The organism is Acidimangrovimonas pyrenivorans, assembly GCF_042643245.1.
In the GTDB taxonomy this organism is placed as follows: domain Bacteria; phylum Pseudomonadota; class Alphaproteobacteria; order Rhodobacterales; family Rhodobacteraceae; genus Acidimangrovimonas; species Acidimangrovimonas pyrenivorans.
Genome location: NZ_JBHRSK010000004.1, coordinates 1094215 through 1115713, shown reverse-complemented (window position 1 = coordinate 1115713; position 21499 = coordinate 1094215). Strand labels below are relative to the sequence as shown.

At 66.6% G+C, this 21499-nt stretch carries 22 protein-coding genes; 10 read left to right on the top strand and 12 right to left on the bottom strand.

Annotated elements, in window-relative coordinates:
- Positions 1-12 precede the first annotated feature (12 nt).
- The gene (locus ACFOES_RS08325) at positions 13-378 is read right to left on the bottom strand and encodes a hypothetical protein (protein ID WP_377832771.1); all 366 of its coding nucleotides are present in this window, start codon (positions 376-378) and stop codon (positions 13-15) included.
- Between the two features lie 213 nt (positions 379-591).
- On the opposite strand from ACFOES_RS08325, the gene ACFOES_RS08320 reads away from it, so the two are divergent.
- The 3 genes from ACFOES_RS08320 (at position 592) to ACFOES_RS08310 (ending at position 3922) form a co-directional block, all read left to right on the top strand.
- Positions 592-924: a hypothetical protein gene (locus ACFOES_RS08320; protein ID WP_377832770.1), complete on the top strand. Its 333-nt coding sequence runs from the start codon at positions 592-594 to the stop codon at positions 922-924.
- Between the two features lie 85 nt (positions 925-1009).
- Complete coding sequence (locus tag ACFOES_RS08315; RefSeq protein WP_377832769.1) at positions 1010-1465, top strand: c-type cytochrome; 456 nt, start codon at positions 1010-1012, stop codon at positions 1463-1465.
- Between the two features lie 120 nt (positions 1466-1585).
- A complete protein-coding gene (locus tag ACFOES_RS08310; RefSeq protein WP_377832768.1) occupies positions 1586-3922 on the top strand; it encodes a heavy metal translocating P-type ATPase in 2337 nt (778 codons plus the stop codon).
- A 270-nt stretch (positions 3923-4192) separates the two neighbouring features.
- On the opposite strand, the gene ACFOES_RS08305 is transcribed toward ACFOES_RS08310, so the two are convergent.
- The 3 genes from ACFOES_RS08305 to ACFOES_RS08295 all read right to left on the bottom strand — a co-directional run bounded on the left by ACFOES_RS08305 (position 4193) and on the right by ACFOES_RS08295 (position 7215).
- Positions 4193-4813, bottom strand: coding sequence for a class I SAM-dependent methyltransferase (locus ACFOES_RS08305; protein ID WP_377832767.1), 621 nt, complete (start codon positions 4811-4813; stop codon positions 4193-4195).
- A gap of 261 nt (positions 4814-5074) precedes the next feature.
- Positions 5075-6496 carry an ATP-binding protein gene (locus tag ACFOES_RS08300; protein WP_377832766.1) on the bottom strand — a complete coding sequence of 474 codons (1422 nt, stop codon included), beginning with the start codon at positions 6494-6496 and terminating at the stop codon, positions 5075-5077.
- Positions 6493-7215 carry a response regulator gene (locus ACFOES_RS08295; RefSeq protein ID WP_377833018.1) on the bottom strand — a complete coding sequence of 241 codons (723 nt, stop codon included), beginning with the start codon at positions 7213-7215 and terminating at the stop codon, positions 6493-6495. Before ACFOES_RS08295 ends, ACFOES_RS08300 begins: the two co-directional genes overlap by 4 nt.
- A gap of 308 nt (positions 7216-7523) precedes the next feature.
- Between ACFOES_RS08295 and ACFOES_RS08290 the strand changes: the two genes are divergently transcribed.
- The 4 genes from ACFOES_RS08290 to petA all read left to right on the top strand — a co-directional run bounded on the left by ACFOES_RS08290 (position 7524) and on the right by petA (position 10022).
- Positions 7524-8123, top strand: coding sequence for an EF-hand domain-containing protein (locus ACFOES_RS08290; protein WP_377832765.1), 600 nt, complete (start codon positions 7524-7526; stop codon positions 8121-8123).
- Positions 8124-8308: 185 nt separating this feature from the next.
- Positions 8309-8695 carry a DUF302 domain-containing protein gene (locus ACFOES_RS08285; RefSeq protein WP_377832764.1) on the top strand — a complete coding sequence of 129 codons (387 nt, stop codon included), beginning with the start codon at positions 8309-8311 and terminating at the stop codon, positions 8693-8695.
- A 31-nt stretch (positions 8696-8726) separates the two neighbouring features.
- The gene (locus tag ACFOES_RS08280) at positions 8727-9269 is read left to right on the top strand and encodes a DsbE family thiol:disulfide interchange protein (protein ID WP_377832763.1); all 543 of its coding nucleotides are present in this window, start codon (positions 8727-8729) and stop codon (positions 9267-9269) included.
- A 198-nt stretch (positions 9270-9467) separates the two neighbouring features.
- Positions 9468-10022 (top strand): ubiquinol-cytochrome c reductase iron-sulfur subunit, encoded by a 555-nt coding sequence (gene petA / locus ACFOES_RS08275; protein ID WP_377832762.1) that lies wholly within the window; start codon positions 9468-9470, stop codon positions 10020-10022.
- Between the two features lie 19 nt (positions 10023-10041).
- On the opposite strand, the gene ACFOES_RS08270 is transcribed toward petA, so the two are convergent.
- From ACFOES_RS08270 to ACFOES_RS08235, 8 genes are all read right to left on the bottom strand, one after another.
- Positions 10042-10503 (bottom strand): c-type cytochrome, encoded by a 462-nt coding sequence (locus ACFOES_RS08270; protein ID WP_377832761.1) that lies wholly within the window; start codon positions 10501-10503, stop codon positions 10042-10044.
- Positions 10504-10604: 101 nt separating this feature from the next.
- Entirely contained in the window at positions 10605-10934 is a 330-nt protein-coding gene (locus ACFOES_RS08265; protein WP_377832760.1) for an SHOCT domain-containing protein, read from the bottom strand.
- Between the two features lie 93 nt (positions 10935-11027).
- Complete coding sequence (cyoE, locus tag ACFOES_RS08260) at positions 11028-11975, bottom strand: heme o synthase (RefSeq protein ID WP_377832759.1); 948 nt, start codon at positions 11973-11975, stop codon at positions 11028-11030.
- The gene (locus ACFOES_RS08255) at positions 11972-12148 is read right to left on the bottom strand and encodes a hypothetical protein (RefSeq protein WP_377832757.1); all 177 of its coding nucleotides are present in this window, start codon (positions 12146-12148) and stop codon (positions 11972-11974) included. Before ACFOES_RS08255 ends, cyoE begins: the two co-directional genes overlap by 4 nt.
- 13 nt (positions 12149-12161) lie before the next feature.
- Positions 12162-12719, bottom strand: a complete 558-nt coding sequence (locus ACFOES_RS08250) for a cytochrome c oxidase subunit 3 (RefSeq protein WP_377832756.1) — start codon at positions 12717-12719, stop codon at positions 12162-12164.
- Positions 12716-14545 (bottom strand): cytochrome c oxidase subunit I, encoded by a 1830-nt coding sequence (locus tag ACFOES_RS08245; protein WP_377832753.1) that lies wholly within the window; start codon positions 14543-14545, stop codon positions 12716-12718. The genes ACFOES_RS08250 and ACFOES_RS08245 overlap by 4 nt, the downstream gene beginning before the upstream one ends.
- Positions 14546-14572: 27 nt before the next feature.
- Positions 14573-15667: a cytochrome c oxidase subunit II gene (locus tag ACFOES_RS08240; RefSeq protein ID WP_377832751.1), complete on the bottom strand. Its 1095-nt coding sequence runs from the start codon at positions 15665-15667 to the stop codon at positions 14573-14575.
- A 13-nt stretch (positions 15668-15680) separates the two neighbouring features.
- Positions 15681-16313 (bottom strand): hypothetical protein, encoded by a 633-nt coding sequence (locus tag ACFOES_RS08235; protein ID WP_377832749.1) that lies wholly within the window; start codon positions 16311-16313, stop codon positions 15681-15683.
- A 138-nt stretch (positions 16314-16451) separates the two neighbouring features.
- Between ACFOES_RS08235 and ACFOES_RS08230 the strand changes: the two genes are divergently transcribed.
- The 3 genes from ACFOES_RS08230 to ACFOES_RS08220 all read left to right on the top strand — a co-directional run bounded on the left by ACFOES_RS08230 (position 16452) and on the right by ACFOES_RS08220 (position 21480).
- Positions 16452-18065, top strand: a complete 1614-nt coding sequence (locus ACFOES_RS08230) for a sensor histidine kinase (protein WP_377832747.1) — start codon at positions 16452-16454, stop codon at positions 18063-18065.
- Positions 18066-18115: 50 nt separating this feature from the next.
- Complete coding sequence (locus ACFOES_RS08225) at positions 18116-18724, top strand: response regulator (RefSeq protein WP_377832746.1); 609 nt, start codon at positions 18116-18118, stop codon at positions 18722-18724.
- A 260-nt stretch (positions 18725-18984) separates the two neighbouring features.
- Positions 18985-21480 (top strand): heavy metal translocating P-type ATPase, encoded by a 2496-nt coding sequence (locus tag ACFOES_RS08220; protein WP_377832744.1) that lies wholly within the window; start codon positions 18985-18987, stop codon positions 21478-21480.
- Positions 21481-21499: the final 19 nt, after the last annotated feature.

The following is a 21499-nucleotide window of genomic DNA, read 5'->3' as shown; positions in this document are numbered from 1 at the left end:
CGGCCCGTCGGATCACGCGAAGGACCGTGGAGGCGGAGGATCGAAGGAGGGTGAACTGCCGATGGCCACCCGTTGCGCCCACTCGAAACGGGCGCGAAGGCCGCGGTCGAGCTGTTGTAGGCGGTTTACATCGCTCACCGCAATTGGCGACGCGGCGCAATCGCCAGAATGACAGAGGCCGCTCATGGCACAATGTCCGGCCGTGCCGCATGGATCGTCGGCGGTGGCCGCGCGCATGGCAGAGTCATGGTCTTTGCAGGCGATGGCGCAGTCGGGATTTGCGCCAGCGACGGCCCGTTCCGGTAGAACGGAAAAGACCAGCAATACGCCGAGCAGCGCCGCTCCCAGCCGAACCGTCCACGCCGTCCATAGCTTCAAGGCCATCTTCTCCGTCTTGTCGGAAGCCGACGATAGCACCTCCTGCCACAGCCGTCAGCCGCTCTTCTCGCCTGCTCGGATGCGCGGTCGCGGCAGGGCGGCGCTTTGACCCACGTCAACGCGGCGCGCTTCTGCTTCGGGTAGCGAGGGAGAATGGGACATGGGGTGGCATCAGCATCTGGCAACGGATTTCGGCACTGCCGGGCCCGGAAGATGTGCCTGATCCTGCGCAGCATCTGCCTGTTGATCGCGCTTGCCACCGTTGCGCTGCATGCGCCGGCCGCGCTCGACGCCGCGGACGGCAACGCGCCCTTCTCCATGACGGCTCAAGCAGGCGCACATCACGATGGCGGTGCCCTGTCCCTGACTGGTTGCCATCATGCGCGGCATCATGCGCATTCACTCTGTGCGCCGCCTGTCATCCCTGTGGAGCATACCGAGCTCGGGTCGAAGGCCCGGACCAGCCATGTGCCGCCGGTGAAGGCGGTCGCGATGCTCGGCCATGTCGATGGCCTGAGCGCCCCCCCTCCCAAATCCTTCGTCTGACGGCAGAAGCGGCCCTTCGTGGGCCTGTGGCGCCAGTGTGACGGCATTGGTCCCGGCGCCTCCAATCAGACGAAGGACAAGGAATATGCAACGTTTTCAAATCGTATCGGTGGCCGCGATGGCTGCCTCACTGATGCTCGTCCTCCCGGCGGGCGCACAGCAATCCGGCACCATGCAGGGAAGCGGGATGATGGGCGGGCTCGTCATGCCGCGAATGGACCCGGTCGCCGGCCGGCACCTGTTTGCGTCGAAGGGCTGCGTGGTCTGCCATTCGATCAACGGGGTCGGCGGCACCGACGCGCCGAATCTCGACGCCAGCACGATGAAGATGCCGATGGATCCGTTCGATTTCGCCGCCAAGATGTGGCACGGGGCCCCGGCGATGATCGCGATGCAGAACAATGAACTGGGCGCCCAGATCCAGTTCACCGGGCAGGAACTGGCAGACATCATCGCCTTCGTGCATGATCCGATGGAGCAGAAGAAGTTCTCGGAAGCGGACATTCCCGAGAGCATCAAGAAACACATGGAAGGCGACTGACCGGAGCCGGACTGGCGGCTCCCGCGATGGGGCCGCCAGTGATATTTCGGGCGCGCCCTTGACCTTCCAGCCTCTGGAACCTCCATGTTGGCTGCCGAACTGCAGAGTCAGGAGGCCGCCATGAGCGAACACGCGCATCATTCGCACCATCACCACGCCGCTGCGCAGGGCGGGGACAGCGTGACAGATCCGGTCTGCGGGATGACGGTGACCCCCGGTCCCGATACCCCCAGCGAGACCTTCGGCGGCGAGACGTTCCACTTCTGCTCGGACAAGTGCCACGACACCTTCAAGGCGGACCCGTGGTTCTACGCCTCCGGCAACGCGGCCAGGCAAGGGGGCACCGTGGCCCCGGGCACGCAATGGACCTGCCCCATGCACCCCGAGATCGTGCGCGACGAACCGGGGGCCTGCCCGATCTGCGGCATGGCGCTGGAGCCGATCGTGCCCTCGGACGAACCCAGCGACGAGCTCACCGATTTCACCCGTCGGCTGTGGATCAGCGCGGGGGCGGCGGTGCCGCTGATCGTGCTGACGATGGGCGGGATGGTGGGCCTGCCGATCCGTGACTGGATCGGGCACCAGCTGTCCAGCTACATCGAGTTCGTGCTGGCCACGCCGATCGTGCTATGGGCCGCGCGGCCGTTCTTCCAACGTGGCTGGCAGTCTATCCTGAACCGCTCGCCCAACATGTGGACGCTGATCTCGCTCGGCGTCGGGGCGGCCTATCTCTACTCTCTCGTCGCGACCTTCCTGCCGGGGGTCTTCCCCGCCGAATACCGCTCGGGCGAGGGCGTCGGCACCTATTTCGAGGCCTCGGTGGTGATCGTCGCGCTGATCTTCGTGGGCCAGGTGCTGGAACTGCGCGCCCGTGAACGCACCGGTGACGCGATCCGCGCGCTTCTGGATCTGGCGCCAAAGACGGCAAGGCGGGTGCTGCCCGACGGCAGCGAATACGACGCGCCGCTGGAAAACGTGATGGCGGGCGACAGGCTGCGAGTGCGGCCCGGAGACAGTATTCCCGTCGATGCCAAGGTGATCGAGGGGCGGTCGTCGGTCGACGAAAGCATGATCACGGGCGAACCTGTCCCGGTCGAGAAGGAGGCGGGCGACAGCGTCACCGGCGGGACGATCAACGGCACCGGCGCGCTGGTCATCGAGGCCGAGAAGGTGGGCGCGGACACCGTGCTGTCGCAGATCGTCTCGATGGTCTCGAACGCGCGCCGTTCGCGCGCGCCGATTCAGGGGCTGGCCGACAAGGTCTCGGCTGTCTTCGTGCCGACGGTGGTGGGCTGCGCGCTACTGGCCTTCGTGGTCTGGCTGATTTTCGGCCCGCAGCCTGCGCTGGCCTTTGCCATCGCCGCCGCGGTGTCGGTGCTGATCATCGCCTGTCCCTGCGCGCTCGGGCTTGCGACGCCGATCTCGATCACCACCGCCGCCGGGCGGGGCGCGCAGGCCGGTGTGCTGATCAAGGATGCCGAGGCGTTGGAACGCATGGCGCGGATCGACACGGTGATCGTCGACAAGACCGGCACGCTGACCGAGGGCGCGCCGAAGCTGACCGACGTGGTGGCGCTGGACGGCAGCGAAGACGAAGTCCTGCGCCTTGCCGCCGGGATCGAGCGCGGGTCCGAGCATCCGCTGGCCGAAGCCATCGTCGCGGGGGCGAAGGACCGTGGGATCGACCCGCCCCGGACAGAGGATTTCGAAGCCGTCACCGGCAAGGGCGTGCAGGGCACGATCGACGGCACGCGCGTGGCGCTTGGGAATGCCGCGATGATGCGGGACCTCGGCCTCGACCCGTCGAAGGCCGAAGAGACGGCCGACGATCTGCGGGCCGAAGGCAAGACGGTGATGTATCTCGCATCGGGCGAGGCGCTGGCCGGGCTGATCGCCGTGGCGGACCCGATCAAGGAAACCACGGCGCAGGCGATCCGCGACCTGCATGCGGCGGGGCTGACCGTGATCATGGCCACCGGCGACAACGAGCGCACGGCCCGCGCGGTGGCGGGAAAGCTGGGCATCGACGAGGTGCGCGCGGGCGTCCTGCCCGCCGACAAGGCCGCGCTGGTGGACGAGCTGCACAAGCGTGGCGCCTATGTCGCGATGGCGGGCGACGGGGTGAACGATGCGCCTGCACTGGCGGCAGCTGACGTGGGTATCGCCATGGGCACTGGCGCCGACGTGGCGGTGGAAAGCGCGGGTATCACCCTGCTGGGTGGCGATCTCGCGGGCCTCGTCCGCGCCCGCAAGCTGGCGCGCGCGACGCTCCGCAACATCAAGCAGAACCTGTTCTTCGCCTTCGTCTACAACAGCCTTGGCGTGCCGCTGGCAGCGGGCATCCTCTACCCGGTCTTCGGCCTCCTGCTGTCGCCGATGATCGCTGCGGCGGCAATGAGCATGTCTTCGGTCTCGGTCATCGGCAACGCGCTCAGGCTGCGGGGGGTGAAGCTGTGAGCACGGCAAGACCGGGAAGGAGCCCCCGACTGCGCGGCTGGGTTCTTCTGTTGGGGGGGCTCGCCCTGGCGGGATGCGCCCCTGCCGTCACGCGGGGCGCCTATTGTCCGTTGCGGCAGCCTCCGCAGGTGGAGGCCGCACGGATTCCCGCCGGGTGCACCGTGAGCGGGCCGACGACGGGCAAGGTAACGCCCCTTGCCTGCGGCGGCAGGACCGGCTTCATCGTCGGCGGGTCGTGAGGGCGGCCATCGACCGGTGTCTGTCGCGGCCTCAGCGGCGCCGGCGGAAAAGACTGAACTGGAAGGACTGGCTCTTGCCCGACGGGGTGTGATGCAGAGGATGGCGCTCCGCCACGAGCTCGAAGTTTTCTTCAAGCAGCTCGGCGAGGTCGCCCGGACTGTAGCGGGCGACCGGCAGGCCGCTGCACGTCTCCGGCCCATCTGGCGCGAAGGTGGCGATGATCGCGTGGCCGCCGATGCCTACCCCTCTCTCGAGGTTCTTCAGGTAGGCCGCGCGTTCCGACCTGTCGACGAGGAAGTGGAACACTGCCCGGTCGTGCCACAGGTCGTAGGGGCGATCAGGGACCCAAGAGGTGATGTCTGCGGAAATCCATGTCACTGTTTCACCGGCTTGTCCCAGCCGATCCCGGGCTGCGTCCAGCGCGACCTGCGACAGATCGAGAACCGTCACGTCATTGAGGCCTATCGCGAGCAAAGCGCTCGCCAGACGTGAAGTTCCGCCGCCAATGTCGATGACTGATGAAACCGAGGTTAGACCGGTCATAGCGATCAGTTCAAGCGACACCCCGGGATCATCCTGATGCCAACTCAACTGCGCCTCAGACTTCTCGCCATAGACGTTGTCCCAGTGCGCCTTTCTGTCGATCGTCATGTCTCCAAGCTCTCCCTGATTATTGAGGCGAAGGGATTCTTCAAAAGACCGCTCTTCCCTCCATTTTCGACCGGTTTCGAAACCGGCCTCGGCAACGCCCCGGATGCTTTGACGCCGTAGCATTGAAAGGCCACGCGAAACCCTCGTGGCGAGAGTGCAATGCATTCACATTCTGGATTTGAAATGCTTTATACGCCACCCTGTTGTTCAGCCTGCTGCCGAGAACATGATGATCCATTCTGTCTTCCATGGTGAGGACGATCATACGCCGACCGTCGCGTCTGCGCGCGGCCCTTCGCCCGATCCCAGCGGCAGGCGGATCTCGGCGCGCAGGCCCCCTTCGGGACGGTTTCCCAGGGTGACCTCGCCGCCATGGGCGTGGACGATGGTGCGGGCTATCGACAGGCCCAGCCCGGTGCCCCCGGTTTCGCGCGAGCGCGAGCCCTCGAGACGGACGAAGGGATCGAACACCCGCTCGAGGCTGTCCTCGGGGATGCCGGGGCCGTCGTCGTCGATGGTGATCCGGACATCCGCCTTGCCCACCGAAGTGGTGATCCGCGCGCGTTTTCCGTAGCGCAGGGCGTTCTCGATCAGGTTGCGTAGCGCGCGGCGCATCGCGTTGGGGCGCAGGCGCAGCCTGGTATCGGCACCCTGCAAGGCGACCTCGCCACCCGCGTCGCGGAACTCGTCGACGATGGCGCCGAGGAACAGCGACAGCTCGACGGTTTCGACCCGCTCCGCCGTCGCCATGCCACGGGCGAAGGCCAGCGTCGCCTCCACCATCTCCTGCATCTCGGCGACGCTCGCGATGATCCGCTCGCGCGTCTCGTCGTCGTCGACCATCTCGGCCCGCACCCTGAGCGCCGTCAGCGGCGAGCGCAGGTCGTGGCCGAGCGCACCAAGCAGACGGGTGCGTTCGCCGACGAAGCGTGCCAGCCGGTCCTGCATCTCGGCGAAGGCCGCGGCAAGCTGCTGCATTTCCTCCGGCCCGCCGATCCCGATCGGCCCGGCTTCTTCGCCCCGGCCGATGCGGTCCGCGGTGGCGGCGAGCCGCTTCAGCGGCCTCACGAGCCGCCCGAGCGCGAGCCACAGCACCAGCCCCAGAAGCGCCGCCGTCAGCGCGAAGGTCGCGGTTTCGGACCAGACCCATTGATAGGGCGGATCGTGGAAGCGCGAGGTCATGTTCAGCCAGCGCCCGTCCTTTAGTTGGATCGACAGCGACAGTTCGACCGCGCTCATCTGGCCGGCGTTCATCTCCTGATGCATCCGCATCATCTGGGGCGAGGCGCCGGGCATCACCGGCATCGGCCCCGCGCTCTGGTGCAGTTCGACCCGGATCGCCCGCTTGTCATCAGCGCCAAGAAGCGCCCGAATCCGGCTGACGATGTGCATCGGGCCAGCATGGTTCAGGTGATTGACGGCTGGCGCGTTCGCAATCGAGAACTGGACCAGCGGCGAGTTCGCTGCGCGCAGGATTTCCGGAACGAGGGCAGGGGGGGCATCTTCCAGAAGGCGCACGAGGTTGCCCGCCCGGTCCGCGGCTTCCAGCGACAGGGCCGAGCGCACCGCCAGCGCGCGCTGGTCGATGAACAGCCACAGCGTGATCGCCTGGGCGACCGCCAGCGCGGCGATGATCAGCACGATCAACTGACCGCGCAGGGTGCGGGGGAGAAGCCGTTTCATGGCGCGCGCTCCACGTCGGCGGCCAGGCTGTAGCCGCCGCCGCGCACGGTGACGATGATCTCGGGGGCCGAGGGGTCGCGCTCGATCTTGCGGCGCAACCGGCTGATCTGGTTGTCGATGGTGCGGTCGAAGACATGGGCGCTGCGTCCCGAGGTCAGGTCGAGCAGTTGGTCGCGGCTGAGCACGAAGCGCGGCCGAGCGAGCAGCACCGTCAGCAGCCGGAAGTCGGCGGTGGTCAGTGTCTCTTCGCGTCCGTCCTCGGCCACCAGCCTTCTCGTGTCGGTGTCGAGCGTCCAGCCGGCGAAGCGCAGGACATGCCCACCCGGGCCGCCGACCTGGTGCGGCGGACGGTCGGTCCGGCGCAGGATCGCCTTGATCCGCGCCAGCAACTCGCGCGGGTTGAAGGGCTTGGGCAGGTAGTCGTCGGCGCCGACCTCGAGCCCGACGATGCGGTCGGTCTCTTCCCCCAGCGCGGTCAGCATCAGGATCGGGGTCGTGCCCTCGGTGCTCAGCCGGCGGCAGACCGAGAGCCCGTCTTCGCCCGGCATCATCACGTCGAGCACGATCAGGTCGTAGCGGCCGGTGCGGAGCATCTCGTCCATCTCGGCCGCGTCGCGGGCCGAGGAGGCGCGAAAGCCGTTGCGCTCCAGGTAGCGGCTCACCGCATCGCGGATCTCGCGATGGTCGTCGACGATGAGGATATGCGGCTCGTTCTCCATGTCCCCCTGATAGACCATTCGGAACGGGCGTGGGGGAAAAGCGTGTCGCCGTCTGTATCAACCCGCGAAGCCGTTACAAATGGATACAAAAAGGCGCTCTCGCGGGATCGTTCTGCGACATGCAGGGCGCAGATTGACGTCATCGAAACGAAACCGACAGACCAAGAGGTGATGTCATGAAACGCAAAACGGTGTTGGCCACTGGCCTGATTGTTGCACTTGCTGCTGCGGTGAGCGTGCCGGTCCTGGCACATGGCACCGGTGGTTGGGGCACGGGGCAAGGCTATGGCCCGGGTGCCATGATGGGCATGATGGGGAATGATGGCGACGAGGGCCCCGGCGGCTACGGCCCGACGGGTCGAGGCTACGGCCAGGGCATGCCCGGTGGTGGCTATGGCATGATGGGTGGACGCGGTGGCCCCGGGATGATGGGCGGCCAGGGCGGCTACGGCATGATGGGCGGCCAAGGCGGGCCGGGCATGATGGGCGGCTACGGCGGCATGGGCGGCGGCATGATGGCGATGCATGGCGGTGGCTACATGACCGGCGGGCCGGGCATGATGGGCACTCTGATGACCCAGTTCGACGCCAATGGCGACGGAACCGTCAGCCCGGACGAGCTGCGCAGCGGCCTTCAGGGCGAGCTCAAGAAATACGACGCCAACGGCGACGGCACGCTGTCGCTCGACGAGTTCGCCACGCTCTACGCCGCGATCACCCGCCCGGCGACCGTGCGCCACTTCCAGGCGCTCGACACCAATGGCGACGGCAAGGTGACGGCAGACGAGATCACTGCCCCGGCCGATCGCTTCGAGCAGATGCAGAAGTTCTGGCAATCGCGCCAAGGCGGTGCGGCCACGCCCCAGGGTGGGCCGGGCTCGATGATGAAGGACGGCGACGGCAACTGACCGCCGCCACCGTTGAAACCAGCGGCGGCGCCTTACCGGCGCCGCCCGCAACCGGAGGATGGAACCATGATGGGTTTTGGATTCGGAGGCCTGGGGATGGTGCTGATCACCGTCCTCATCGTCGTGCTGGTCGTCTCGCTGCTGCGGAACACCGGCGGAAACTGATGCCAGGAAAGGGAAACACAATGAGCTACACGATTGACCGCCTGCTGCCCGGCATCGGGATCGACGCAGCCGAAACCCGCGTCCGGGCGGCGCTGGTGGACGCGGGCTTCGGCGTGCTGACCGAGATCGACGTCGCGGCGACGATGAAGAAGAAGCTGGGCGTCGAGGGCGCGCCCTACAAGATCCTCGGCGCCTGCAATCCCCAGATGGCGCATGAGGCGATCGGGCTGGAGCCGCGCGTGGGCGCGATGCTGCCCTGCAACGTGATCCTGCGCGCGGTCGACGGCGGGACCGAGATCAGCGCCATCGACCCGGTCGCCTCGATGGCCGCGATCCCGAACGAAGACCTGAAGGCGGTCGCCGGTCAGGTGCGCAGGATGCTGAAGGACGTGGTCGCCGCCGTCTGAGCAGGGCGCCCCACAGAAGGGAAGGCCCCGGATGGCCAGGATTTCCATATTAGCGCTGCTGCCACCGATTGCGTTCGCGGCGCTGGCGGCGACGTTCTATTTCGGCATGCAGCGGGCCGATTCCAACGCGCTGCCGTCGCAGATGATCGGGAAGGATGCGCCGCCGGTGGTGCTGACCCAGCTTGGCGACGGTGCGCCGTTCACCGATGCGACCCTGCGTGATGGTCGCGCCAAACTGGTCAACTACTGGGCCAGCTGGTGCACCTCGTGCCGCGTCGAGGCGCCTATGCTGGAAAAGATCGCGAACGCTGGTGTTCCCATCTATGGCGTCGACTACAAGGACAAGCCCGCCGATGCGCTGAAGTTCCTTGCCGACTTTGGAAATCCCTTTGTCGGCATGGGGGCCGACCGGGCGGGGCAGATGGCGATCAACTGGGGTGTCTATGGCGTCCCAGAAACTTATGTGATCGACGGTCAGGGAAAGGTGTTGCTCCGTTTCCCCGGGCCGATCACGCCCGATGTCTGGGACAAGACGATCCGGCCCATGCTGCAGAAAGCCGCCCGCGGGGCATAGACCCCCCGAAGGGGCGATGATCTGACAACGCGCGGGTGCATCCCGGATTGTCTGGAGCGCACGATCTCGTGACAAGGGCCCTGCTTGACCTGCCCCCTGGGGGAAGGCGCATCTTACCCCCAAACGCCTATCTCTCCCGGCCACCCCGGATTGCCGGGAAGGCTCTGGAGGAGAGATCGGATCACGGAGGGTCCAGTCATGGCACCGAGTGACAGCGCGTCGAAACCTCCGACGCCGAACAAGGGAAGACGCGACTTTCTCTACTACGCGACCGGCGGTGTCGGCGCCGTCGCGACCGGCGCAGCGATCTGGCCGCTGATCAACAGTATGAACCCAAGCGCCGATGTCACCGCGCTCTCCGTGGTCCAGGTGGATCTTTCGGGCATCGAGCTCGGCTCGCGCATCACGCTCAAGTGGCACGGAAAACCGATCTTCATCGACCACCGGACGAAGAAGCGGATCGAAGAGGCGCGGCGCGACGACCACAATCCCGATCTGGTAGACCCGGCGACGGACGCACAGCGCGCGCAGCGGCCCGAGTGGCTGGTGCAGATCGGCATCTGCACCCATCTCGGCTGCATCCCGCTGGGGCAGAAGCCGACCGATCCGAGGGGCAAGTGGGACGGCTGGTTCTGCCCCTGCCACGGATCGCAATACGACACCGCGGGGCGGATCCGGGCCGGTCCCGCACCGCGCAACCTCGACCTGCCGCCCTACACATACGAGTCCGATACGCTCTTGCGCATCGGCTAATCCGCGGCTGCCAGATCCGTCAGAAGATCCCGTTCGCCTCTTGCAGAGTGCGGACATAGGCGACGATCGCCTTGACGTCGGCCTGCGTCACCCCCTTGACCGGGGGCATGTTGCCGAAGGGCCAGTGGTGTGCCCGCACGCCAGCCTGCGCCGCGATCAGGAAGGCCGCGTCGGCGTGGTGTCCCGGCCGGTAGTAGGGATGAACCAGTGGCGGCGCCTTGCCGTTGCGGCCGGCGGCATTCTCGCCATGGCAGGTCGAACATTTGGCATCGAAAGCCACTTTGCCCATCTGAGCGAGGGGGCTCAGTTCGGCGGGCAGCTTGACCTTCACGATCGGCGCCCCCTGCGCGATCTGCGACAGGTCGGGCATCGCCATGTTGTGGCCCGACGCGGCCGGTGTCGGCGTCAATACCTTCGTCACAACGACGGCGACACCGGCGAGGGCGAGGCCCCCGATCACATAGGGCAACAGCTTGCTCACGCGGATTCTCCTTCTCGAACATCCCGGGCGGCGAGTCGGCCCGGGGGAAACCGTCTAAAGGTTTCCCTCACGGGAAGGTCAAGCGCGCGTGAGCGGCTCTTTCACTCTTCCAGCGCCTTGCGCCGGGCCTGGTATTCCTCGGGGTCGATCTCGCCCTTGGCGAGCCGCTCCTTGAGGATGTCGAGCGCGTCGGTCTTGCCCTGCGCCCCGCCGCGCTGCTCCATCAGCCAGCGCACGGCAAGGACGGCAAGGACGATGAGGACGCCCCAGAAGATCACCATCATGCCGACGCCGAAGAATCCGTAACCCTCGCCCCACATCATGGGGTGGCCGTAATAGCCGCCGCCGTAGCCGCCACCGGGCGCGTCGGCCCAGGCCGCGCCTGCGGCGAGTGTCGAAAGAAGGGTGGTGTAGACAGGAAGTCTGGTCATGTGCGCCTCCATGGTTCCAATGCGGGCTTGCTACGCCATTCACTTGTTCAAGACGTTGAGAGAGATCAACGACGCGCCGCGGGAGGGGCGGGCTCACCGAAACGTGACGTTCCCCTGGCCCAGCAACGCCGAGACATAGCTGTCGGCGAGGAAGGCGCCGAACAGCAGCAGGATGTAGATGATCGAGAAGCGGAAGGTGCGCATCGGCCAGCTTGCATCGGACGAGACCAGCATCGACCCCGAATACCACAGGAACATGCCGCCCAGCGTCAGCGCCGCCGCCGGGTAGATGAAACCGGTCAGCCCCATCAGCGCGGGCACCAGCGTCACCGCGACCAGCAGGGCCGTGTAGAACAGCACCTGCCAGCGGGTGTGGGCCTCGCCGTGGGTCACCGGTAGCATCGGCACGTCGGCGCGGCGATAATCCTCGACCCTATGGATCGCGAGAGGCCAGAAATGCGGGGGTGTCCAGACGAAGACGATCATCACCAGAAGAACCGGCAGCGCCTCGATCTGGTCCGTCACGGCAGTCCAGCCCAGAAGCGGCGGGGCCGCCCCGGCAAGGCCGCCGATGACGATGTTCTGCGACGTCGCGCGCTTGAGGAAGCCGGTGTAGACCACGGCATAGCCGATCAGCGAGGCGAAGGTCAGCCCGGCGGTCAGCGGGTTGACGAGGGTGTAGAGCAGGGTCAGCCCCGCGGTTCCGAGGACAAGCGCGAAGGCAAGGGCGTGGCCTGTGGGAATGACGCCGGTCGGGATCGGGCGGCGCCGGGTGCGGGCCATGCGCGCGTCGATCCTTCGGTCGATCAGGTGGTTGATCGCCGCCGCGGACCCCGCCGCCATCGCGATGCCGAGATTGCCGAAAAGCAGCGCCTTGACCGGCAGGCCCAGCGGGTCTGCCAGAAGCTCGCCCACCAGCGCGGTGAAGATCATCACGGCGACGACCTTTGGCTTGCACAGCTCCAGGTAGGCCCTCACCAGCCCGCCGGTTGGGGCGGGCACCGCGGTGGTCGCCGTTACGGTCTGGGCCGTGCGGGTCATTCCGCAGCCTCTTCGCTGCGCTCGCCCGGCTCGGGGACATCGCGTGTCTCGCGTTTCAGCGCGCGCCAGAACCAGACGACCAGCAGCGTGTAGACGACCACCGAGACCGCGAACCAGAACAGCCACCATAGGATCGGTTCGCCGGGGCTTTGGGGGACATTGAGGGTGAACATCTCGGGCCTCCGTTCAGTAGATGAAGAAGACGGCGTAGAGCATCAGCCAGGTCAGCACGACGAAGGTCCAGAACATGGCTGCCGCCTCGACCTGCCAGTGATTGCCCTTACTGAAGCTGCCGCGACCGTCGGCGCCAGCGACCACCGCCAGCCCGACCAGCCCCAGCACGATGTGCAGGGCGTGGTAGCCGGTGCTCAGGACGTAGTTCTCGCCGTAGCGGCTTCCGACCGCCAACGCGAGCGTCGACCAGTCGTAGACGATGACGGCCAGTGCACAGAGCCCGAGCAACACCGAGAGCCAAAGCCAGCCGGCGCCGCTTGCGCCGCGCTGCACCCGGCCAAGACCTGTGGCGAGCGGGGCGAGACTGATCAGCAAGACGATTGTCACCGCCAGCCCCAGCGTGCCGTTCGCCGTGTCGGGGTGCCCGGTGCCCGCCAGCAGGAAGCGTGTAGAGAACAGGGTGATGAAGATCATCGCCTCGCCGAGGATGACGAGGAAGAAGGACCCCCGATACATCCGGCGCTGGCGGTCGCTCAGATCCGCCGGGGCGTTGACGGTTGCAGTGCTCATGTCCGGTCTCCCGCGCCGTAGTTGTAGAAATGATCCGTCACGACGGGTTCGCGCGCGAAGTTGCCGTGCGGAGGCGGCGAACTGGTCTGCCATTCCAGCGTCTTGCCGCCCCACGGGTTGTCGCCCGCCCGCTCGCCACTGATCGCGCTGACCAGCAGGTTCAGAAGGGCGATCCCGAAGGCGAGGCCCAGCAGGAAGGCCCAGATCGAGATCCATTCGTTGATGCCGCCGAGGTAGGGCATGTATTCCGCGACGCGGCGGTTCATTCCGTCAAACCCGGCCACGAACATTCCCAGGAAAGAGAAGTTGAAGCCGAAGAACACCAGCCAGGCCGACAGCTTGCCCCAGCCCTCGTTATACATCCGGCCCGAGTATTTCGGGAACCAGTAGTAGAGGCCGGCAAGCCAGGCGAAGACCATGCCGCCGATGATCGTGTAGTGGAAGTGGGCCACCACGAAATAGGTGTTGTGCAGCTGGAAATCGGCCGGCACGTCGGACAGGAACACCCCGGTGAAGCCGCCGATGAGGAAGTTGAACACGCTCATCAGGGCCAGCAGCATCGGCGTGCGCAGCCGCAGCCTGCCTTTCCACAGCGTCCCCAGCGCGGCGATATACATGAAGCCGGTAGGGATCGAGATCAGCTCGGTCGTGGTCATGAACGGCACCAGCCGGCTGTCCGACACGGTGGTGAACATGTGGTGTGTCCAGACGTAGCTCGACAGCACCGTGACGCCGATCATCCCGGCCACCGCCCAGCCGTAGCCGAACAGCCGCTTGCGCGAGAAGACGGGGATGATTTCCAGCCACAGCCCCCAGGCGGGCAGCATGATGATGTAGACCTCCGGGTGGCCGAACAGCCAGAACAGATCCTGCCACAGCACTGGCAAGCCCTGGCTGTCGAAGAAATGCGTGCCAAGGGTGCGGTCGGCGAGGCCGAAGATCATCCCGGTCCCGATCACCGGCACCCACAGCAGGTTCAGCACCGAGGTCACGAACATGCCCCAGACGAACATCGGCAACCGCCCGATGGTCAGCCCCGGGGCGCGCATGTAGAGCGTGGTCGAGATTACGTTGATCGCGGTGAACAGAGACGACAGCCCCAGCGCGAAGATCCCGAGGTAGTAGAGATCCTGTCCCACCGCATCCTCGGCCGCGAGCGGGGAATATCCGGTCCAGCCGGTCTGGAAGCCGCCGGCGAGGGGGCTCAGCAGGATTGCCATCACGCCCGGCACGAGGAACCACCAACTCAGCCCGTTGAGGCGCGGGTAGGTCATGTCGTCGGCGCCAACCATCACCGGCACGAAGTAGTTGCCGAAGCCGCCCACGATGGCCACGACCGACACCGCGAAGAGCATCAGGCTGCCATGCACGCCAAAGGCCTCGTTATAGGCCTGCGAGGTCTGGAACACGTCGAGGTTCGGCGTCAGCAGTTCGAGCCGCATCATCATCGCCGCCATGCCCGCGGCGAGGAAGGTCAGGATCGCCGTGACCTGGTATTGCATCCCGATGATCTTGTGATCGGTGTGGAAGCGCAGGAACCGCCCGATGCCTTCGCCTTCGTCCCAGGCCGGGGCATCGCCGAACCAGGGCCGGACGCAGGCCTCCAGCGCGCCACCCCCGAGAATCCAGCCCGCCGAGCCCGCGAAGAAGGCCGCGACCACGGGCCATTCGCCTGCCAGCCGGTCGTTCAGCAACAGCGCGACGATCCAGTCGGCGCCGAGGCACCCGATAGCCGCCCATAGGACCGCCCGCAGCATCGGCGCGGCGTGGTGAAGCCAGCCGTGGCGCGCCGTGCCAGTGTCCATCATGCCGGAATGATCGCTCATCGGCATCCTCCTCTCGCTGTCCGCGGATCAGTTCCCGGATCCGTTGGTGTCGTTTTTCGGCATCTTCATGCCACTGTCGGACTGGCCGTCGGTCGACATGTCCATGCTGCCGGAGGCGGAGTTTCCGCTATCCATGTTCATGTTCCCACCGCTTTGGTCCTGCATCTGCCTGGCGCCTGACTGGCTGGACCCGCCCATGTTCATGCTGCCCATGTCCGCGTTGCCGCTGTCCGAGCTGCCCATGTCCATGCTGCCGCTACCGTTGTCCTGCATCTTCATGCCGCCGGACTGGTCCGAGCCGCTGCCGCCCATGTTCATGCCGCCCATGTCCATGCCTTTCATGGAGCCGGAATCCTGCTTTGCGGCATCCTGTTTCTTGGCGACCCACTTGTCGAAATCAGCCGCTGAAACCACGCGCAACTCGCTGCGCATCACCGGGTGGCCGGCGCCGCAGATTTGGGCGCACTGGATGCGCATCGTCGGGTCGTTCAGGGTGTCCATCACCTTCGTGGGCGTCACCACGAGGTTGCGGGTCTCGCCGGGGATCACCGCCTTCTTGATCCCCCAGGCGGGCGCCCAGAAGGAATGCATCACGTCGTCGGACTTGAGGATGAAATGGATCGGGCGATCGACTGGAACCACCAGCTTGTCGGTGGTCTCGATCTTCTGGTCGGGATAACTGAAATCCCACTCCCATTGTTTGGCAGTGACATCAACGGTCAGGGCATTGCCGGCGGTTGCCGCCCGCGCGGTCGACCACAGCGTTTCAAGACCGTAGATGCCCGGGTAGATGATGAAGATCACGTTCAGGATCACGCTCAGCCCGACCCAGCCGGCAATGAATAGGCCGTTGGTCGCAAACTGCGCTTCGGCCGGCTGCGTGTCATCCTGAGGCACGCGAAAGCGGATCATGGAATAGCCGATGATCAGCGCGACGATCACGAAGACCGGCACCGTCGCGCGCATCAGGAAGAAGATCGCCTCGCCGGTGACGGCCCCCTGGGTCGAGGCGATCAGGGGCCAGTGTTCCACCGCCACCTGCACCAGCCATTCGCCGAGCGCGCTGAACACGACCCAGAGCGCACTGAGCCAGAGGATATGATTGCGTGTTTCGCGGTCCATCGCCCGTGCTCCCTCAAGCTTTCGGCTTGTCTTCGACGACGTCGATCGTGCCGCGCATGCCGTTTGTGAAATGCTGGCCCGACTGCTGGAAGCAGCCATAGATCCATGTCCCCGGTTTGTCGGGAACCTTGAACGAGATCGTCAGCCGCCCCTTGCCGTCGAGCAGAGGCATGAAGCCCGACATCTCTTCCATCGGACCCATCGGCCCCTTGCGCAGCACGTCCTTGACGGGTTCGCCACTCAGATGCGCGGCGCCGCCCATGAACATGACCAGGTCGTGGCCACTGACCACCTTGACGTCCACGCCCTTGAAGAAGGGCACATGGAACCCGTCGACGTGACGGGGCCCGAAGACCGTCTGTTTCAGGTTCGGCCCGCGCCCGACCATCCATTCATGAGCCTTGCCGGGGTGCGAGTCGGAATCGTCGACGAGGGTGACCGTCACGGTCTGGCCCACATGCCAGACCATGTGCGCAGGCTTGAATGCGTAGTCGAGCATGTGGATCCTGAAGCGCGTCTGGTTCGCAGGCTGAGCGTTCCGGCCCCATGCCACCATGCCACCGGCAAGCAGCAGCAGGACCACCGCTCCCGTCAGCACCGAACGGCCGCTCACGCCTCTTGCCTCTTTGGTAATCTTGTCGTTCACCTTGCGACCTCCCCCTTTCGCTGGTGATTTCAGGGGAGGATAGTCGGCAGTTTGCCGCCGAATAGCCGCGCGATGGAGGACACCTGTCCCCGGTTTGGACGACAGGCCGCCCACCAGATCAGGCCAGGGAGGGACAACATGCCCACGACCGACACAGCCTCATCCGGTTTTCTGAAAGCCGTCCGATGGCCTGCGATCGCCTTCTCCGCGGTCTTCGGTCTGACGCCGCACATCTTGCTGCTCAACCACACCGCTTCCCAGCGGTTGACGATGATCATCGTGATGCACGCGGCCATCGTGCCGACACTCACGGCGTTCTTCCTGCGCGCCCTCGAGCGCCGCGCGCGCACGCTCGAGGCCGCGAATGTCGAACTGCGCCGCACCGCGGAGGATCTGGCGCGGAAGAACCGCCAGCACGATGCACTGAGCAGTGCCGTCCGTCTGCTCGCCGCGGGGCCTTCCGTGTCGGCGGTGGTCAAACCGCTGGCCGATCTGTCGAGGGAAGCGCTCAGGGCCAATCGGTTGCGTCTGAGCTGGGCCGCCCCGGATACCGCGCCGGTCGAAGTTGTCGTCGAGAAGCCCGGCGCGGGGAAGACAGGATCGGGGTCGGAGAGGGTCTTTCCCGTGCGCGAAGGTAGCGCGGATCTGGGGGAGATCGCCGTCTCGACGGAGGACTGGGACAGCTACGACGAGACCACCCTGTCGATCCTGATCTCCGAGCTGAGGCTGCGCTGGCGCCTCAGGCATGTCGAGGCCAACGCCCTTTCGGCTCTTGACGCCGTCGACGAGGGCCTGCCGGGCGTTGAGGGTCCGCGCCAGACCCACCGGCTGCTCGAAGTCATGTGCGACGCCGCCCAGGCCGACGGGGCGAGCCTCTATCTGCGCAGGGCAGGGAAATGGGAGTTGCGGGCCGATTACGGAGAGACGCACCCGGTGAGGTCCGAGGAGTTCCAAGGACCTGTTGGCCTGTGGGCGCTGGATGACGGCGCGACCGTCTGCATCAAGGGGACGCAGGATGGCGTCCTGGTTCTGCAGAGGTCCGATGCCGGCAAGATCGACACCGCCGCGCTGGATCCGCCCCTCGTTCAGATGATCGCCGGTCACAGCGCGACGCTGACGCGCGTCGTCGATGGCTATCAGCAGATCCTGTGGTCCGAGCGCCGTCGCGTCGCGCGGGAACTGCATGACGATGTCTGCCAGTCGATCGCGTCCGTTCACATGCAACTGGGACATCTCGAATCCCTGATCACGGAGGGCAGGTCGAGCGCGGCCGAGCGCTGCCATCAGTTGCGCGAGGCTGCTCTCGACGCCTACGAGGCGACCCGGCTGGCAGTCGACGGTTTCCGCCAGAAGCCCGACCCGAACGAGACGGCCGCAGCCTTCCTCGAGCGGTTCGCCAAAACCACCTGCGAACGCTACGGGGTCACCCTCGAGTTCCGGGCGGGCGAGGTCGCCCTTGATCCCGAGGCGACCTGGCAACTCGGGCGGGTCCTGCAGGAAGCGGTCGGCAATGCCGCCCGTCACGGCAGGGCCCGGACGATCGACGTTTCGCTTGAAACCGTCGGCGGCCGGCGCGTCCTGAAGATTCTGGATGACGGCACCTTTCGCGATCCGGCGCTCAAGGATACTGGCGCCAATGCCCATCACGGTCTGAAGATCATGGCCGAACGAGTTGAGGATCTGCACGGCCAGTTCTCGATTTCGCATGGCAAGGCAGGGACGGAGGTCCGCGTGGATCTGCCTGCGCTCTGAGTTTGACGGGACGGCGTTCAATGTTACGCTGACCACGGGAAACGGGATAAATGCGCATCATCATAGTGGACGATCATCCGATCTTTCGCAGCGGGCTTCGGCGCGTGCTGGAAGACTATGGCCACAGCGTCGTGGCCGAAAATGGCGATGGCGCTTCGGGTGTGGCGTCGGTGCGCGATCAGTCACCGGACCTGGTTCTCATGGATCTTCAAATGCCCGGATGCGACGGCCTGTCAGCCCTGAAGGCGTTGCGGGGCGACCCACCCGTCGTGGTCCTGACTGTGTCCGAGGACGCGTCGGATCTGGCGGCGGCAATGGAGGCGGGGGCCAGCGGATACGTCCTCAAGAACACCGACTCGGGCGAACTCGTCCAGGTGCTCGAGACCGTTGCGAGCGGCTATCGGATCTATCCTGATCCCCCTGCGGGCCGAAGAGACGCGCCGGCACGGCTGAGTGCCCGTCAACGCAACGTGCTTGAGGGGCTCGTGCGGGGGATGACCCACAAGGAGATCGCCAGAAAACTCGGCATCTCGCAGTTTACCGTCCGCACCTATCAGGAGCGGCTGCTTGAAAAGTTCGGCGTCGGCAGCCGCGCAGAGCTCATTTTCGCGGCCTCTGGAGGAACGCCTCCGGAACAGGGTGGCGCCGCCGCGGAGTAGCGCCCGGATGTTCCTCCTTTCGCGGTGGCGGTGCACAACCGGCATCCAAGAGACTGAAGCGCTTGACCCTTCCCCTATATTGCCGAAGGCGCGAAGGCCCGTCTCTTGGATCAAACCGGCGTGATCTGGCGCGGCATCTCGACAAAAACGCGAATATGTCTTCTTCACCCCTTGAGCTTCCAGTGACTGGAAACCCTATCTGGCTATCAGAACGCGGTTGGAAGACCGATTCCGAGCGCCACGAGACAGGAGAAACCGTCATGGATACTGCCGTTCAATCCCCGCGCGCAGCGACCCCGCGCCCGGCCCTTTCGGTCGATGTCGAGGGCATGACCTGCGCGTCCTGCAGCGCGCGCGTCGAACGCGGGCTGAACAAGCTGACCGGCGTTTCCGATGCGGGCGTGAACCTTGCGACCGAGCGGGCGGAACTGCATTTCGACCCGAAGCAGATCACGGCCGACCAGATCGTCGAGGCGATCCGCGACACCGGCTACACCCCGGTCAGCACAGAGGTCGAGCTGGCCGTCGAAGGGATGACCTGCGCGTCCTGCGTGGGCCGGGTCGAGCGTGCCCTGACCAAGGCCCCGGGCGTGCTGGAGGCCAGCGTGAACCTTGCCACCGAGCGCGCCAAGGTGCGCTTCCTGCCGGCGATGACGGATGCGGACACGCTGGCCGCCACGGTGGCCGATGCGGGCTATGAGGCCCATCCGGTCGGCGACGCCGCCGAGGCCGCCGAGAGCGAGGCCGACAAGCGCCGCGCCAACCTGCGCGCGATGGGACGCGACGTGACGCTGGCGGCGGTCTTCGGCGCGGCGATCGTGGTGATCGGGATGGGCGGCGCCTTCGTGCCCGCCTTCGACCGCGCGCTTGCCGCTGCCAGCCCTTTCGCGGGCTTCTGGGACTGGGTGCAGTTCGTGCTGGCCAGCGTGGTGCTCTTCGTGCCGGGGAGGCGTTTCTTCCGGCCCGGGCTGATTGCCTATCGACACCTGTCGCCCGACATGAACTCTCTGGTCGCCACCGGCACCGGCGCGGCCTGGGCCTACAGCACGCTGGTGCTGATCGCGCCTGCGCTGTTCCCGCCCGAGGCGCGCCACGTCTACTTCGACAGCGCCGCCGTGGTGATCGCCGCCGTTCTGGGCGGCAAATACCTTGAAGAAATCGCCAAGGGCCGGACCTCGGCCGCGATCCGCAAGCTCGTGGGCCTGCAGGCCAAGACGGCGCATCGGCTGGATGCCGAGGGCGTGGAACAGGATGTGCCGGTCGCGCAGCTGCGCGTCGGCGACCGCCTTGTCGTGCGCCCGGGCGAACGCATGCCGGTCGATGGCCGGGTCGTCGAGGGGCGCGCCCATGTCGACGAGGCGATGCTGACGGGCGAGCCGCTGCCGGTCGCCAAGGCCGAGGGCGACGAGGTCGTCGGCGGCACCGTCGATCAGGACGGGCGGCTGGTGATCGAGGCGACCTCGGTCGGCGGCGACACCGTGGTGGCGCAGATCATCAAGCTGGTGGAAAGCGCCCAGACCGGCAAGCTGCCGATCCAGGGGCTGGCCGACCGGGTGGTGCGGATCTTCACCCCGGTCGTGCTGCTGATCGCCACGCTGAGCTTCATCGGCTGGATGGCGATCAGCGGCAACATCAGCGTGGCGCTGGTGGCGGCGGTCGCGGTGCTGGTGGTGGCCTGCCCCTGCGCCATGGGCCTGGCGACGCCGGCGGCGATCATGGTCGGCACCGGGCGCGCGGCCGAACTCGGCGTGCTCTTCCGCAAGGGCGAGGCGCTGGAGACGCTTTCGCATGTCGATACCGTGCTGTTCGACAAGACCGGCACCCTGACCGAGGGCCGCCCGGTGCTGGTCGACATGGTGGCGCCCGACCCGGACGCGGCGCTGCGCCTCGCCGCCGCGCTCGAGGCGTCGTCGGAACATCCGCTGGGCCGCGCCGTCGTTGCCGCCGCGCGCGAGAAGGGCATGGACCTGCCCGAGGTGACGGAGTTCCGCGCGGTCGCTGGCCACGGCATCGAGGGCCGCATCGACGGCCGGCTGGTGCGCGTCGGCGCGCGCCGTTTCATGGCGGGCGAGGGCATCGCGCTGGGTGACCTCGGCAGCCGCGCCGCCGAGATGGAGGGCGCGGGCCGCACGGTCGTCTATGTCGCCGCCGGGGACAAGGTGCTGGGCCTGCTGGCCATCGCCGACCGCGCCAAGCCCGAGGCGAAGGCGGTGGTCGACGCGCTGCGCGCCCGGGGCGTTTCCGTGGCGATGGTCACCGGCGACGCCAAGGCGACGGCGCGGGCGGTGGCGGACCTTCTGGGCATCGACGAGGTCCATGCCGAGGTGCTGCCGCAGGACAAGGCCAAGGTGGTGACCAAGCTGCAGGACGGCGGCCACCGCGTCGCCTTCGTCGGCGACGGCATCAACGACGCCCCGGCGCTGGCACAGGCCGATGTCGGCATCGCGCTGGCGACCGGCACCGACATCGCCATCGAGGCCGCCGACGTGACGCTGACCCGCGGCCAGCTGGGCGAGGTGGTCACCGCACTCGGCGCCGCCCGGCGCACGCTGGGCAACATTCGCGGCAACCTGTTCTGGGCGTTCTTCTACAACGTCATCCTGATCCCGGTCGCCGCCGGTCTGGCCGCGCCCTGGGGCATTCACCTGAACCCGATGGTGGCTGGTGTCGCGATGGGCCTGTCGTCGGTCTTCGTGCTGGGCAACAGCCTGCGCCTGCGCCGCCTGCAAGCGTTCGAGACCGGGGCGGAAGCCTGACAATCCAATCCAAGAGAAG

Excerpts from the sequence above, each read along its gene's own strand:
- ACFOES_RS08320 (WP_377832770.1), top strand. The coding sequence starts at position 592 with ATGTGCCTGATCCTGCGCAGCATCTGCCTGTTGATCGCGCTTGCCACC.
- ACFOES_RS08315 (WP_377832769.1), top strand. The coding sequence starts at position 1,010 with ATGCAACGTTTTCAAATCGTATCGGTGGCCGCGATGGCTGCCTCACTG.
- ACFOES_RS08310 (WP_377832768.1), top strand. The coding sequence starts at position 1,586 with ATGAGCGAACACGCGCATCATTCGCACCATCACCACGCCGCTGCGCAG.
- ACFOES_RS08305 (WP_377832767.1), bottom strand. The coding sequence starts at position 4,813 with ATGACGATCGACAGAAAGGCGCACTGGGACAACGTCTATGGCGAGAAG.
- ACFOES_RS08300 (WP_377832766.1), bottom strand. The coding sequence starts at position 6,496 with ATGAAACGGCTTCTCCCCCGCACCCTGCGCGGTCAGTTGATCGTGCTG.
- ACFOES_RS08295 (WP_377833018.1), bottom strand. The coding sequence starts at position 7,215 with ATGGAGAACGAGCCGCATATCCTCATCGTCGACGACCATCGCGAGATC.
- ACFOES_RS08290 (WP_377832765.1), top strand. The coding sequence starts at position 7,524 with ATGATGGGGAATGATGGCGACGAGGGCCCCGGCGGCTACGGCCCGACG.
- ACFOES_RS08285 (WP_377832764.1), top strand. The coding sequence starts at position 8,309 with ATGAGCTACACGATTGACCGCCTGCTGCCCGGCATCGGGATCGACGCA.
- ACFOES_RS08280 (WP_377832763.1), top strand. The coding sequence starts at position 8,727 with ATGGCCAGGATTTCCATATTAGCGCTGCTGCCACCGATTGCGTTCGCG.
- petA (WP_377832762.1), top strand. The coding sequence starts at position 9,468 with ATGGCACCGAGTGACAGCGCGTCGAAACCTCCGACGCCGAACAAGGGA.
- ACFOES_RS08265 (WP_377832760.1), bottom strand. The coding sequence starts at position 10,934 with ATGACCAGACTTCCTGTCTACACCACCCTTCTTTCGACACTCGCCGCA.
- cyoE (WP_377832759.1), bottom strand. The coding sequence starts at position 11,975 with ATGACCCGCACGGCCCAGACCGTAACGGCGACCACCGCGGTGCCCGCC.
- ACFOES_RS08255 (WP_377832757.1), bottom strand. The coding sequence starts at position 12,148 with ATGTTCACCCTCAATGTCCCCCAAAGCCCCGGCGAACCGATCCTATGG.
- ACFOES_RS08250 (WP_377832756.1), bottom strand. The coding sequence starts at position 12,719 with ATGAGCACTGCAACCGTCAACGCCCCGGCGGATCTGAGCGACCGCCAG.
- ACFOES_RS08245 (WP_377832753.1), bottom strand. The coding sequence starts at position 14,545 with ATGAGCGATCATTCCGGCATGATGGACACTGGCACGGCGCGCCACGGC.
- ACFOES_RS08240 (WP_377832751.1), bottom strand. The coding sequence starts at position 15,667 with ATGGACCGCGAAACACGCAATCATATCCTCTGGCTCAGTGCGCTCTGG.
- ACFOES_RS08230 (WP_377832747.1), top strand. The coding sequence starts at position 16,452 with ATGCCCACGACCGACACAGCCTCATCCGGTTTTCTGAAAGCCGTCCGA.
- ACFOES_RS08225 (WP_377832746.1), top strand. The coding sequence starts at position 18,116 with ATGCGCATCATCATAGTGGACGATCATCCGATCTTTCGCAGCGGGCTT.
- ACFOES_RS08220 (WP_377832744.1), top strand. The coding sequence starts at position 18,985 with ATGGATACTGCCGTTCAATCCCCGCGCGCAGCGACCCCGCGCCCGGCC.